The sequence below is a fragment of the Lentzea indica genome, from assembly GCF_012184385.1.
Lineage (GTDB): Bacteria > Actinomycetota > Actinomycetes > Mycobacteriales > Pseudonocardiaceae > Lentzea > Lentzea indica.
In genome coordinates, this window is the sequence record NZ_VSRL01000247.1 from 1 (window position 1) to 13,026 (window position 13,026).

14 protein-coding genes are annotated in these 13,026 nt (G+C 69.9%); 12 read left to right on the forward strand and 2 right to left on the reverse strand.

All coding sequences use genetic code 11. From position 1 onward, the window contains the following. The 9 genes from FXN61_RS39640 to FXN61_RS39680 all read left to right on the forward strand — a co-directional run. Positions 1-521, forward strand: a 521-nt coding sequence (locus FXN61_RS39640; RefSeq protein ID WP_167979034.1) for a CPBP family intramembrane glutamic endopeptidase, incomplete at its 5' end; no start/stop codon positions are given. A 40-nt stretch (positions 522-561) separates the two neighbouring features. After that, entirely contained in the window at positions 562-1,227 is a 666-nt protein-coding gene (locus tag FXN61_RS39645; RefSeq protein ID WP_167979035.1) for a dienelactone hydrolase family protein, read from the forward strand. A 40-nt stretch (positions 1,228-1,267) separates the two neighbouring features. Further along, positions 1,268-3,253, forward strand: a complete 1,986-nt coding sequence (locus FXN61_RS39650; protein WP_167979036.1) for an erythromycin esterase family protein — start codon at positions 1,268-1,270, stop codon at positions 3,251-3,253. Positions 3,254-3,285: 32 nt separating this feature from the next. After that, positions 3,286-3,705 (forward strand): CBS domain-containing protein, encoded by a 420-nt coding sequence (locus tag FXN61_RS39655; protein WP_167979037.1) that lies wholly within the window; start codon positions 3,286-3,288, stop codon positions 3,703-3,705. Between the two features lie 5 nt (positions 3,706-3,710). Then, a complete protein-coding gene (locus tag FXN61_RS53480; RefSeq protein ID WP_167979038.1) occupies positions 3,711-4,298 on the forward strand; it encodes a universal stress protein in 588 nt (195 codons plus the stop codon). Further along, a complete protein-coding gene (locus tag FXN61_RS39665; protein ID WP_167979039.1) occupies positions 4,205-4,606 on the forward strand; it encodes a universal stress protein in 402 nt (133 codons plus the stop codon). Before FXN61_RS53480 ends, FXN61_RS39665 begins: the two co-directional genes overlap by 94 nt. An 18-nt stretch (positions 4,607-4,624) precedes the next feature. Further along, positions 4,625-6,598, forward strand: coding sequence for an aconitate hydratase (locus tag FXN61_RS39670; protein WP_167979040.1), 1,974 nt, complete (start codon positions 4,625-4,627; stop codon positions 6,596-6,598). A 2-nt stretch (positions 6,599-6,600) separates the two neighbouring features. Further along, a complete protein-coding gene (locus FXN61_RS39675) occupies positions 6,601-7,101 on the forward strand; it encodes a DUF2231 domain-containing protein (RefSeq protein ID WP_167979041.1) in 501 nt (166 codons plus the stop codon). A 121-nt stretch (positions 7,102-7,222) separates the two neighbouring features. Continuing rightward, entirely contained in the window at positions 7,223-7,660 is a 438-nt protein-coding gene (locus tag FXN61_RS39680) for a hypothetical protein (RefSeq protein WP_188135991.1), read from the forward strand. 76 nt (positions 7,661-7,736) lie between these two features. Here FXN61_RS39680 and FXN61_RS39685 read toward each other — a convergent pair whose 3' ends face one another. Beyond that, positions 7,737-8,045 (reverse strand): hypothetical protein, encoded by a 309-nt coding sequence (locus FXN61_RS39685; RefSeq protein ID WP_167979042.1) that lies wholly within the window; start codon positions 8,043-8,045, stop codon positions 7,737-7,739. Then, entirely contained in the window at positions 8,002-9,156 is a 1,155-nt protein-coding gene (locus tag FXN61_RS55930; RefSeq protein WP_167979043.1) for a serine/threonine-protein kinase, read from the reverse strand. Before FXN61_RS55930 ends, FXN61_RS39685 begins: the two co-directional genes overlap by 44 nt. Before the next feature lie 964 nt (positions 9,157-10,120). Here FXN61_RS55930 and FXN61_RS39695 point away from each other — a divergent pair. From FXN61_RS39695 to FXN61_RS39705, 3 genes are read left to right on the forward strand one after another with little or no spacing between them, the layout of a single operon-like run. After that, on the forward strand, positions 10,121-11,308 hold the full coding sequence (locus tag FXN61_RS39695) for an AAA family ATPase (protein WP_167979044.1): 1,188 nt from the start codon (positions 10,121-10,123) through the stop codon (positions 11,306-11,308). Continuing rightward, complete coding sequence (locus FXN61_RS39700) at positions 11,215-12,603, forward strand: hypothetical protein (protein ID WP_167979045.1); 1,389 nt, start codon at positions 11,215-11,217, stop codon at positions 12,601-12,603. The genes FXN61_RS39695 and FXN61_RS39700 overlap by 94 nt, the downstream gene beginning before the upstream one ends. Continuing rightward, complete coding sequence (locus tag FXN61_RS39705; RefSeq protein ID WP_167979046.1) at positions 12,600-12,842, forward strand: helix-turn-helix domain-containing protein; 243 nt, start codon at positions 12,600-12,602, stop codon at positions 12,840-12,842. The genes FXN61_RS39700 and FXN61_RS39705 overlap by 4 nt, the downstream gene beginning before the upstream one ends. Positions 12,843-13,026: the final 184 nt, after the last annotated feature.

Consider the following 13,026-nt stretch of genomic DNA (forward strand, 5'->3'; position numbering starts at 1 on the left):
CCGGCGCCGGGCCACGACCGGGACGCGCCGGTCGCGAACTGGCCGTGCGCTGGGCCTGGCGCGATCTCGGCATCGGTCTCGCGTTCGGCGTCGGCGGCCTGGTGCTGACGATCCCCGCCGCGGTCATCTGGGCTTCCCAGATCGGCAGCGACGACGCGACCTCGGCACTCGGCGAAGCCTTCGGTGGCAGGCAGCTGCACCCGATCGCCGCCGTGATCGTGTTCGTGATGGTCTGGCTGGTCGCGCCGCTGAGCGAGGAAGTCATCTTCCGCGGTGCGCTGTGGCGGGCGCTGGAGCACTGGCGGTGGAACCGATGGCTGATCTTCGCGGCGACCAGCGTCGTGTTCTCGGTCGCCCATCTCGAACTGCTGCGCACGCCGCTTCTGCTGGTGCTGTCGATCCCGATCGGCCTGGCCAGGATGGTCACCGGCAATCTGCTCGCCGGTGTCGTTGCTCATCAGGTCAACAACTTCCTGCCCGCGGTCGCGCTGCTGCTCGCCACGACAGGTTCGCTGCCGTGAACCGGTTGGACGTGCGTCCGGACCGGGAACCCGTGACGACATGAACACGCAAACCCCGCAGAGCCTGCACATCCCCGTCGAGGGCGTCCAGCTCGAGGCCGACCTCGTGGTACCGGATGCGGCCTGGGGCACGGTGCTGTTCGCGCACGGCAGCGGGAGCAGCCGGCACAGTCCACGCAACCGGGAGGTCGCCGCCGTGCTGCGGCAGGCGGGACTCGCCACCGTGCTCGCCGATCTGCTCACCGCCGACGAGGAACGCGTCGACGCCAGGACCGGGCAGTTCCGCTTCGACGCCGAGCTGCTCGGTTCGCGGGTGGCGGCGCTGGTCGACTGGGCCGTCGAGAACCTGGTCACCGCCGGGCTCGGGGTGGGGCTGTTCGGTGCCAGCACCGGTGCCGCGGCCGCGCTGATCGCCGCGGACCAGCGGTCGGAGGAGGTCGCGGCGGTGGTCTCCCGAGGGGGACGGCCCGACCTCGCCGGCGACCACCTCGGGTCCGTCCGGGCACCGACCCTGCTCATCGTGGGGCAGCTGGACCACCGGGTGATCGACCTCAACCGCCAGGCCATGGCGCGGATGAACGCCGAGGTCGAGATGACGATCGTGCCCTCGGCCACCCACCTCTTCGAGGAGCCCGGTGCGCTGCGGCAGGTGAGCGAGCTGGCCACCGCCTGGTTCGTCCGAAGCCTGGCACCACCCGTCCGGTGAGCGCCGTTTTCGGCCACTCGACTAGCGGGTAGCCGACGGTATGGCACAGCGTCTCTTCCGGGACCGACGGGACGCCGGCCGGGTGCTGGTCGGCCTTCTCGAGGACTACCGCGACCGCGACGACGTCATCGTGCTCGGCCTGCCTCGCGGTGGTGTGCCGGTCGCTCATGAGGTCGCCACCGCGTTGAACGCGCCGCTCGACGTCTTCATCGTGCGCAAACTGGGCCTGCCAGAGCACCCGGAGCTCGCGATGGGCGCGATCGCCAGCGGGGGCATCGTGGTGCTCAACGACGACGTCGTGCGCGGCCACGGTGTGAGCCCCGACGTTCTCCGCGAGGTCGCCGAGGACGAAGGCCGCGAGCTGGCACGCCGGGAACGCGTCTACCGGAACGACCGGGCGAGGGTCGATGTGGCCGGCAAGACCGTGATCCTCGTGGACGACGGCCTGGCGACCGGCGCCAGCATGCGCGCGGCCATCCGTGCGGTCCGCGAGTCGAAGCCCGCGCGCATCGTGGTCGCGGTGCCCGCCGCGGCGGCGTCGACCTGCGATGAGTTCACGCGCTACGCCGACGACGTGGTGTGCGCGACCACGCCATCACCGTTCTTCGCGGTGGGTCAGGCGTACTACGACTTCAGCCAGACCACCGACGAGGAGGTCCGTCAGCTGCTCACGAGCCCGCGAGTGGCGGCAGGCGGCGAGTCCGAAGTGGAGGTCGTGCGCGCGGTGGCGGTTCCGGTGCAGAGCGGGGTGCCGTCCGAGGACGTGTTGTCGGCGATCGTGGGTGATGCACGGTTCGTGCTGATCGGTGAGGCCACGCACGGCACGCACGAGTTCTACGCCGCGCGCGCCGAGATGACCCGGCGGCTCATCGACCAGCACGGGTTCCGCGCGGTCGCGGTCGAGGCGGACTGGCCGGACGCCTATCGCGTCAACCGCTACGTCCGTGGACGTGGTGCCGACCGCACCGCAGAAGAGGCGCTGCAGGGGTTCCAGCGTTTCCCGGCGTGGATGTGGCGCAACACCGACGTGCTCGACTTCGTGGGCTGGCTGCGCGAGCGCAACGACCGTGTGGCCGGACGCGACCAGGCCGGTTTCTACGGGCTCGATCTGTACAGCCTGCATCGGTCCGCCGACGAGGTGATCTCCTATCTGCAGGCGGTCGATCCGCAGGCCGCCGAACGCGCGCGTGACCGCTATTCGTGCCTCGACCACCACGGTGACAACGGCCAGGCCTACGGTCTGGCGGCCGGGTTCGGTGCGGGCGAGCGGTGTGAGCGGCAGGTGCTCGAGCAACTCGTCGATCTGCAACGACACGCGCACGAACTCGCGCGGCGAGACGGTCTGCTGGCCGAGGACGAGGCGTTCCACGCCGAACGCAACGCCCGGCTGGTGCAGGCCGCCGAACGCTACTACCGCACCATGTTCCGCGGTCGCGTGTCGTCGTGGAACCTGCGCGATCAGCACATGGCCGAGACCCTCGACGCGCTGAGCGACCATCTCGAAGCCCGGCGCGGCGAGCCCGCCAAGATCGTGGTGTGGGCGCACAACTCTCACCTCGGCGACGCCGCCGCCACCGAGGTCGCCGCTCAGGGCGAGTTCAACGTCGGACAGCTGGTCCGCGAACAGCATCCTGGTGAGAGCCGGCTGATCGGCTTCACCACCTACACCGGCACCGTCACCGCGGCCCACGACTGGGGTGCGCCGGCCGACCGCAAGCAGGTGCGGCCCGCGCTGCGCGGCAGCGTCGAGGAACTGTTCCACGACACCGGCCACAAGGAGTTTCTCCTCCACCTCAGCGTCGCGCCCAGCGCCGCCGACGTCCTCGGTTCCGCCCGGCTGCAACGCGCCATCGGCGTGATCTACCGGCCTGACACCGAACGAGTCAGCCACTACTTCAGGGCCCGCCTGGCCGACCAGTTCGACGCCGTGATCCACATCGACGAGACCAGCGCGCTCGAACCACTCGACCGCACCGCCCGCTGGGAGGCAGGCGAAGTCCCGGAGAGCTACCCGCACGCCGTCTGATCAACGGCCAACGATCCACTGAGGAGACTGTCATGACCCAACTCGTCCGAGACCTGATGACCGTGGATCCGGTGGTGCTGCCGCCGGACGCCCCGGTACGTGAAGCAGCCAAGGCCATGCGCGACAGGGACATCGGCGACGTGCTGGTCGTCGAGGGCGACCGGCTGTACGGCATCGTGACCGACCGCGACCTGGTCGTGCGCGCGATGGCCGACCGCGACGACATGTCCGACTGCTGCGTGCGCGACGTCTGCAGCGACCACGTCGTCACCGCGGACATGACCGAGACCCTCGACACGGCGATCGCCCGCATGCGCGAGAACGCGGTGCGCCGCATCCCTGTCGTGGATGCCGGACGGCCCGTCGGCGTGCTCTCGCTCGGCGACGCCGCCGTCGAACGTGATCCCAACTCCGTCCTCGGCCAGGTCAGCGCCGCGCCCGGCAACAACTGACGACGATGTCCACCCCTGTGTCCGCGACCGGCCGCGGCGCGGTCGTCGCCGGGTTCGACGGGTCACCGCACGCTCGTCAGGCGGTGCTGTGGGCCGCGCAGGAGGCTGCGAACCGGCGGCGCGAGCTCGTCGTGGTGAGCGCGATCCGCGGTGCGTATCCCGAGCTGACGGTCAACCCCGGCGCCGTGGCGCTGCCCGACGCGATGACCGACGAGGGGCCGCGTAAGCACGCGGAACGCGAGTTGGCCGTGGTCGTGGCGGAGTGTGCGCGGGTGGCGCCGGAAGCCGATGTGAGGCCGCACGTCGTCTACGGCCATCCCACCGAGGTGCTGACCAGGGTTGCCCAAGAAGCGGTCCTGCTCGTGGTCGGTTCGTCCGGAAGCACAGGTCTGACCCGAGCCCTGCTCGGCTCGTCGCAGCGGATCTCGTGCACACCACCACCACGCCGGTCGTGGTGGCACGCGACGAGACGATCGACGAGGGCCAGGTCGTGGTCGGTGTGGACGGCTCGGAGCTCAGCGCACCCGCGATCGACTTCGGCTTCGACTTCGCCGCCCGTCACGGCTGCGACCTGGTCGCGGTGCACGCCGTGACGGATCGGGCGGTGGACGTGGCGACCGAGACCGAGCAGTGGCGCGAGATCCGGGACGAGGCCGACAAGTTCCTCGCCGCCACGATCGCCGGACACGCTCAGCGCTACCCCGACGTCAAAACGCAGCGGGTGGTCTCCTTCGACAACCCCGCACAGGCGCTGGTCAACCAGGCGACGAACGCCGCACTGCTCGTGGTCGGCAGCCACGGACGCGGACCGGTCCGCCGCGCGCTGCTCGGCTCGGTCAGCCACGCGCTGGTCTACCACGCACCATGCTCGGTCGCCGTGCTGCGTCGCCGTCGCGACTGAGAGAAAGGGAGACCGCCCATGCGCACCGCCACCGGCCGGGGACGCAACGTCGCCCGCAAGCTCATCGACGCACACCTCGTCGAAGGCGAGCCCACCCCAGGCGGGGAGATCGGGCTCGTGGTGGACCAGACCCTGACCCAGGACGCGACCGGCACGCTGGTGATGCAGGAACTCGAAGCACTCGGCCTGGACCGCGTGCGGACCGAGGTGAGCGTGCAGTACGTCGACCACAACCTGCTGCAGGCCGACGAACGCAATGCCGAGGACCACGAGTTCCTCCGGTCCGCCTGCCGCCGTTACGGCATCTGGTTCTCCAAGCCCGGCAACGGTGTCTCCCATCCCGTGCACATGCAGAGGTTCGGCGTGCCGGGAAAGACGCTGGCCGGGTCGGACTCGCACACCTGCGCCGCCGGAGCACTGGGCATGCTGGCGATCGGATCCGGCGGGCTCGAAGTCGCCCTGGCGATGGCGGGAGAACCGCTGCGGCTGGTGATGCCGGAAGTGTGGGGTGTGCGGCTGGCCGGCGAGCTGCCGCCGTGGGTGTCGGCCAAAGACGTGATCCTGGAGATGCTGCGGCGTCACGGGGTGGACGGCGGGCGCGGCCGGATCATCGAGTACCACGGACCGGGACTCGCGTGTCTGTCCGCAATGGACCGGCACGTCATCGCCAACATGGGCGCGGAGCTCGGAGCGACGACCACGGTGTTCCCGTCCGACGAGGCGGTCAGGTGGTTCCTGGAGTCCGAACGCAGGGGCCGCCACTTCACCGAACTGCGCGCCGATCCCGATGCGGTGTACGACGTCGAGGACGAAATCGATCTGTCCACAGTGGAACCGCTCATCGCGCGGCCATCGTCGCCCGGCAACGTGGTGCCGGTCCGCGAGGTCGCGGGCGAGCCGGTCAGCCAGGTCGTCATCGGGTCGTCAGCCAACCCCGGACTGCGCGACTACGCGATCACGGCGGCCATCGTCAAAGGACAGCAGACCAGCGACGCGGTCAGCTTCGACGTCAACCCGTCCTCGCGTGAGGTCTTCGAGGACCTCACCCGGCTGGGCGCCACCTTCGACCTGATCGCCGCCGGCGCGCGGATCCACCAGGCAGGCTGCCTCGGCTGCATCGGCATGGGCCAGGCTCCCGCCACCGGACGCAACTCCCTGCGCACCTTCCCGCGCAACTTCCCCGGCCGGTCCGGCACCCGCGAGGACTCGGTGTGGCTGTGCTCGCCGGAGACGGCGGCCGCCTCGGCGCTGACCGGCGTCATCACCGATCCCCGCACGCTCGGCATCCGGTACCCGGCGTTGCCGGTGCTGCGCCGGGCGTCGATCAACACCTCGATGCTCGTACCTCCGCTGCCACGCCCGCAGGCCGAGCACGAGCAGTTGGTCAAGGGACCCAACATCTCCTCGCTGCCGGACTTCGCGCCGCTGCCCGACCACGTCGAGGCACCGGTGCTGCTCAAGGTCGGCGACGACGTGTCCACCGACGAGATCTCCCCCGCCGGCGCCCGCGCCCTGCCCTACCGGTCGAACGTGCCGAAGCTGGCCGAGTTCACGTTCACCCCGATCGCGCCGGACTACCCGCGGCAGGCCGCCGAACTGCGGGACGGAAGCGGCCACGTCGTGGTCGCGGGCGACAACTACGGCCAGGGCTCGTCGCGCGAGCACGCCGCCATCACCCCGCGCTATCTCGGCCTGCGCGCCGTCGTGGCCAAGTCGTTCGCCCGCATCCACTGGCAGAACCTGGCCAACTTCGGCGTGCTCGCCTGCGAGTTCACCGACCCGCACGACTACGACCGCATCGACACCGGCGACACCCTCCGCCTCGACCCGCCGAACCTCAAGACGGGGCGGGAGTTCACCGTCACCAACCAGACCAAGAACGAGCGGTACCGCGTCCGGCACCGCCTCTCCCCCGCACAGGCCGACGCCGTGCTCGCGGGCGGGCGTATTCCACTGCTCGCGCACGGATCCCGCTCAACCGTCAGGAGTTGATCATGCAGAGTCGTGCCAAGGCGTTCGGCCACGCCGTTCATCCGATGCTGATCGTGTTCCCGCTGGGACTGCTGACCACGGCGGTCGTGTTCGACGTGCTGCACCTGGTGACCGACCGGCCGGGATTCCCGGTCGCGGCCGCCTACGTGATCGCGGCCGGGGTCATCGGCGGAGTCGCCGCCGCGGTGTTCGGCCTGGTGGACTGGCTGGCGATTCCGGCAGGCACACGGGCGCGGCGAGTCGGGACGCTGCACGGGCTGGGCAACGCGGTCGTGCTGGTGTTGTTCGCGGTGAGCTGGTTGCTGCGGGCCGGCACCGCCGAGTGGGTGCCGGGCGTGTGGGCGCTGGTGCTCGGGTTCGCCGGCCTCGTGCTGGCCGGGATCACCGGATGGCTCGGTGGTGAGCTGATCGAACGGCTCGGCGTCGGCGTTGACGACAACGCACAGCTCGACGCGCCGAGTTCCTTGTCCCGCCACACGACTCCGCGGCACAAGCCCGCCTGAGGCCGCGCTTCCACGGCTCCGCTCCGCCCGCACCTGTCGGGGTCTACCTTGCGCATGGGTGCTGCTGGTCGATTTGAGTTCGCCGAGTTTCGAAACTGGATTGCGCCGGGTACCCGCTGACATGACTCGACCAGGAGACCCCGAGAGACCGCGGCCCGCCGAGTACTCCTCGCCCGCGGAACCGCCGGTCGTGGAGGAAGAGGTCGCCGCTCGTGGTGACCACGGCAAAGTGCGCGCTGTCCGAACGGTCTGCGCAGTGATCGACATCGTGTGCTGGGTGTTCGCACTCGTCCTGTTGCTGCACATCCTGCTGGTGGTGGCGGGCGCGAACATGGGCAACGGCTTCGCCTCGTTCATCACGAGCTGGGCCGGCGGAGTCGATCTCGGCTTGGACGGCCTGTTCACCCCTGCCGACGAACGGATGGCCGTGCTGCTGAACGAAGGTGTCGCGGCGCTGCTCTGGCTTGCGATCGGTGCGTTGCTCACCAACCTGATCAGCCGTGTCGCGCTGCCGGTGGACGAGCGGCGGGCCTGGTACCGGCGGTCGGTCCGGCCCTGAGAGGAGTACGCCACGGGCACATGCACAGGACGAGCGGCGTGATGGACGGTGCCGCCGCAGTCTGCCCGCAGACGCTCTAGTTGCCGCCTTTTCCTTCCTCGCCGCGCTTCTTGTCGTCCTTCTCGCCGTCGCTGTCCTTCTTGTCGCCGTTCTTGCCGTTGACGCGTTCGGACGTCAGGACCTGATCTGAGTCGACGAGCACCCTGCCACCGTCGGTGATCAGGTGCAGTTGACGTGTCTCCCGAAGCCGGCCACGGCTCTCGACGGTGTATTCCACGCCGATGGTCACGGTGTCGACGTTGGTGGCTTGCGGTGCGGCGGTGACAACGAGGTCCTTGACGTCATTCCACGCCTTCTCGTACTGCTCTTTCCCCTGTGCCTGCATGGCCGGACTCAGCCGTGTCCACGCCTCGTCGGTGCGGTCGGGGAGCAGGGCGTAGTAGTCGGCCACGGCCTGTTGCAGTTGCGCTGCGGCGACGGTGCTGGTCGTTGGCGCAGGTGGCTGGTTGGCGGCCTGGTCGGAGGAGGTGAACTGCGGGTACAGCAGCACGATGAGCACGACGACGGCGATCGCGGCCGCCGCGATCGGCAGTGCGGAGCGCAACCGGCGAGATGCCGCGGCTGATGGACCTGCGACCGGCTGCAGGTCCACGCGAGTCAGGGCCGGCGCTGGGCGACCAGCCGCGGCCGCGTGCAGACCTCTCCGCGGTCTGAGCCATCGCCGGACGCGCCGCGGGATCGGCTCGCATCATGTGCAGCACGACGTCGGTGATCGGGCCGTGGTGTGCGGGCGGGATCATCTGCCCGGCGGCCACGGCGTGCAGCAGCGCGATGGCGTTGTCACCGTCACCGAACGGTGCACGCCCTTCCACCGCCGTGTAGAGAGTGGCACCGAGGGAGAACACGTCGCTGGCGGCGCTGGGCTCGTGTCCCTGCGCTACCTCCGGTGCCAGAAAGGCCGGTGTCCCGACCACCAGGCCGGTGGCGGTGATGGTGGTGTCGCCGTGGGCGCGGGCGATGCCGAAGTCGGTGATCTTCGCGGTGCCGGTGTCGGTGATCAGGACGTTGGCGGGCTTGACGTCGCGGTGCACGATGCCCGCCTGATGTGCCGCCGCCAGCGCTGCAGCGACCTGGCCCCCGATCTGAGCGACCTGCACGCCGGACAGAGGCCCGCGGGTTGCGATGAGCTCGGCGAGACTGCGCGCCGGCACGTACTCCATGACCAGGACCGGCCGGTCGCCATCTTCGGTGACGTCGTGCACGGTGACCGCACCAGGGTGCTGCAGCCGGGCCGCGATCCGGGCTTCCCGCACCGCGCGCTGCCGGGCCCGCTCGGCTTCCTCAGTGGACAGTCCAGGCGGCAGCACGAGGTGCTTGAGCGCCACGACCCGGTCGAGACGTTCGTCGAACGCCTGCCACACCACGCCCATGCCGCCGGAGCCGATCCGTCGCTGGAGCCGGTAACGCCCCGCGATCAGATCGCCCTGCTCAGTCACCGGCGCCTCCTCTGATCACGGTTGGTGCCCTGGAGCTTATGTGCCGCCACAACATCGTCGTGTTCGACACCGCAGGACTGGTTACCCCTGGTCTCGCTGGACGAACGCTTCGCGGGCAGGGTCCCGCTCCTGGCCCGGAATCCGAAGAAGACGGTCGTCGTCCAAGCCGCCCTGGCCTGGATCAGGGGCGTCCCGCATCAGTCCGCGAGTCGAACTGAAAGCGTGGAAGCTCCCCGAGACCCTCCCGCAGAATGCGTTGGGCAGCATCGCGTCTCCAGGTACCAGCCGGCCTCTCCTGCACCAGAAGGATCCGCTCCAGCACCGTGGCGCCCACGACACAGGCAGCAGCTGAGACGACAGGCCACGTGACGTGGTCCACCGCCGCGAGCACGCTGTGAACCACGGCGATGATCAAGAACACGGCAGCCAGGCAGTGGACCTTGACCTGAGCCAAGCCCTGCGGCTGTCCGGTGTTCCGCCTCATGGTGGGCTGATCGTGACGGTTCCTCGCATCGTTACGCCGCCTCAGACGTCCAGGCAACCATGAGTTCCTGCTGACCGCCGGCCACTGCGGGCGGCCGGACTCCGGCTTCTGGAACGGCGACCGCAGCCGGTTCATCGGCGTCAACGAGTTCAGCAAGGGCGTGTCGGGGTGGGGCCTAGCCGTACACGGGTGAGTGGGTCTGCACGTCCGGGTCGGTCAGCGGAGCCCTGTGCAACCACGTGGACGGTGACCGGGTCATCGCGCTCGGCACGATCGTCGGCGGGCACGGTTCCACCATGTTCTTCCAGCCGTTCGGGAACGCGGTCATCGACTTCGGCATCGAACCGCTGATCGGCTGAACGCGGTGCCTGCGTGACGAGACGGCCTGTCGTGGTGCTCCACTTCCACGACAGGCCGTCAGCATCAAGATCGCTCGCACGCACGATCTCCACGCGATTCCAGCAGCTAGGCTCTGGTGCCATGTTGGTCGGCCGGGATGGGGAACGGGACCACGTCGAGCGGTCACTGGGGCAAGCGTCTTCCGGTCGCAGCGCGGCGCTGGTCGTCCGAGGCGAGGCGGGGATCGGCAAGTCCGCGCTGCTCGATCACGCCGTGGCCACGGCTCAGGGCATGCGGGTGTTGCGCGGCGTCGGCATCGAGTCCGAGGCGGAGCTCGCGTTCGGCGCACTGCACTTGCTGCTCTACCCCTACCTGGATCGGCTTGACCTGCTGCCAGGACCACAGGCGGCCGCGTTGCGGGGTGCGTTCGGGCTGAGCAGCGACGCGGCGACCACGCCTTTCCTCGTCGGCGCTGCGACGTTGACGTTGCTCGCCGAGCTGGCGGCGGAGAAGCCGTTGTTGTGCGTGGTCGATGACGCGCAATGGCTTGATCGCGGGTCGTCGGACGCGTTGCTGTTCGCTGCTCGGCGGTTCCAGGCGGACCCGGTCGTGATGCTGTTCGCGGTCCGCGACACGGCCGTGCCGTTTCACACGCCCGGCATCGAGGAGCTGAGGCTGCCGGGCTTGTCGCCGGACGCGGCGGCCGGGTTGCTCGACCACCACAGTCCCGGGTTGACGGCGCCGATGCGGGCACGGGTCTTGGAGGAGGCCAACGGGAACCCTCTCGCGTTGCTCGAACTCGGCGCGGCGCGTCTGGCCGCGCAGCGTGAAGGCCGTGCGGAGCCCGCACACCAGGTCGGCCCGTTGCCGGTCACGCGACGAGTGCAGGAGACGTTCCGCGAACAGATCGTCGGCCTGCCCGAGACGTGCCAGTCGATCCTGCTGGTCGCCGCGGCCGACCGCTTCGCAGGGATGGACACGGTGCTGTGCGTCGCCCGTGCGGTCGGTGCGGACACGTCCGACCTGGACGCGGCCGAACGCGCAGGGCTGATCAGCGTGGCGGACGGGGAGCTGACGTTCCGGCATCCGCTGGTGCGTGCCGCCGCCTATCAGTGCGCCACCCACCATCAGCGGATCGCGGTCCACCGGGCCTTCGCCGAGGCCTCACCAGCCCGGACGTCCTCGACCGCCGGGCATGGCACCTCGCTGCGGCCACCACCGAGCCGGACGAGGCGGTGGCCGCCGAGCTCGAACGCACCGCGATACGGGCAGAACGCCGTGGCGGGGCCATGGCCGTGTCCGCCGCGTACGACCGCGCCGGGCGATTGAGCGTGGATCCCGAGCTCAAGGCGCGTCGCATCGCCAAGGCCGCGCTCGCCGCCTACGACGCGGGCAAACCCGACCGCGCGGCACGCCTGGCCGTTGAGGTCACGTCCCTCACCACCGATCCGGGCATCATCGCCGACGCGACGTTGCTGCGAGGCCAGATCGAGTACGAGCGGACGTCCCCCGAAGCGGACGCCGCGCTCGCGTCCGAGGCGGCGCGGCTGATCATGGATCGTGACCCCGAACGAGCAGTCGTCATGCTGACCGAGATGATGTGCGCCGGCCGGGACGCGGGCGCTCTGCCCCTGGTCACCGAGGGCGGGCGGCTGATGGCCGAGTTGCGGCTGCGGCTGGGATCCAGGCAACGCGCGTCCGCCGACGCGCAGATCAGCTGGGGAGACCTGCTGAGCGGCAGGCCGGAGCACGCCGCCGGCCCGCTCCGCGCCATGATCGAGATCGGTCGCGAGCCGGACGCGGACCTCATGCACCGGATCGTGGCCGGGTTCAGCGGCCTCATGCTGGCCGACGACCACGCGACCATCGCGGTGATGGACATGATGCTGGCGGAGGTGCGAGCCAGCGGAGCGCTGACCTGGATTCCCTACGCGCAGGAGGTCGTCGCGCTGGCCCAGGCACTGCGCGGTGACTTCCTCTTGGCGCAGACCTGCCTGGCCGAGGCGGTGGCGCTGAGCACCGAGTTCGGGATGGACATGGAGGTCGCGGTGTTGCGGGCGACGTCCGTGTGGCTGGCCGCGGTGACGGGCGACGAACCGCGCTGCCGTGAACTGGCCGCCGAAGTGCTGCCGGTTCTCGAGGGACGGCACGCGGTCGGCACCGCGTTGACGTCCTGGGGCCTCGGCCTGCTCGACCTCGCCGCGGGACGGTATCGCGCGGCGTTCGATGCTCTGTACGCCGTGTGCACGGGACCGGCCAAGCACGACTTCCTCATCCGCGCCGTCGCGGACTGGTGGAGGCGGCGGTTCACGACGGTCACCCCGACCGCGTCACCGATCAGCTCACGGCGTTCGAACGGTGGGCCGTGCACGTGGACAGTCCGATCGCGACAGCGTTGTTGCGGCGCTGCCAGGCGATGCTCGAGGACTCGGAGGCGCACTACCGGGCGGCACTCGGCCTGTTCGCCGAGCACGGCGGCCGATTCGACCAAGCCAGAACGCAGTTGCTTTACGGCGAATGGTTGCGCCGCAGACGCCGCCGCGGTGAGGCGCGCACCGAACTGGCCGCCGCTCTGGCCGGTTTCACGCGGCTGGGCGCGTCGACCTGGGAAGCGCGCGCGATGAGCGAGCTCACCGCACTCGGCGAGCGCCCGATGCTCGACCGGGTCGCTGACGACCCGCTGAAGGACCTGACGCCGCAGGAGGTGCAAGTCGTTCGACTGGCGGCTGCCGGGTTGAGCAACAAGGAGATCGGCGCGCAGCTGTTCCTCAGCCCGCGCACGATCGGCCACCACCTGTACCGCGCCTACCCGAAACTCGGCGTCACCCGACGGATCGAACTGGTGCAGCTCGGGCTCGGATGACTTGGTCGCCGGTGCCGGCGACCGGTCCCACGCCAGTCACGTGACCGATGTGAACCGGTGTGACCTAGACGTAGCTTCTCCTGCAACGAAAGGAGAAGATGATGTTGCTGGAGAACAAGACCGCGGTGATCTACGGTGGCGGCGGCTCGATCGGTGGCGCGATCGCCGACGGCTTCGCGGCCGA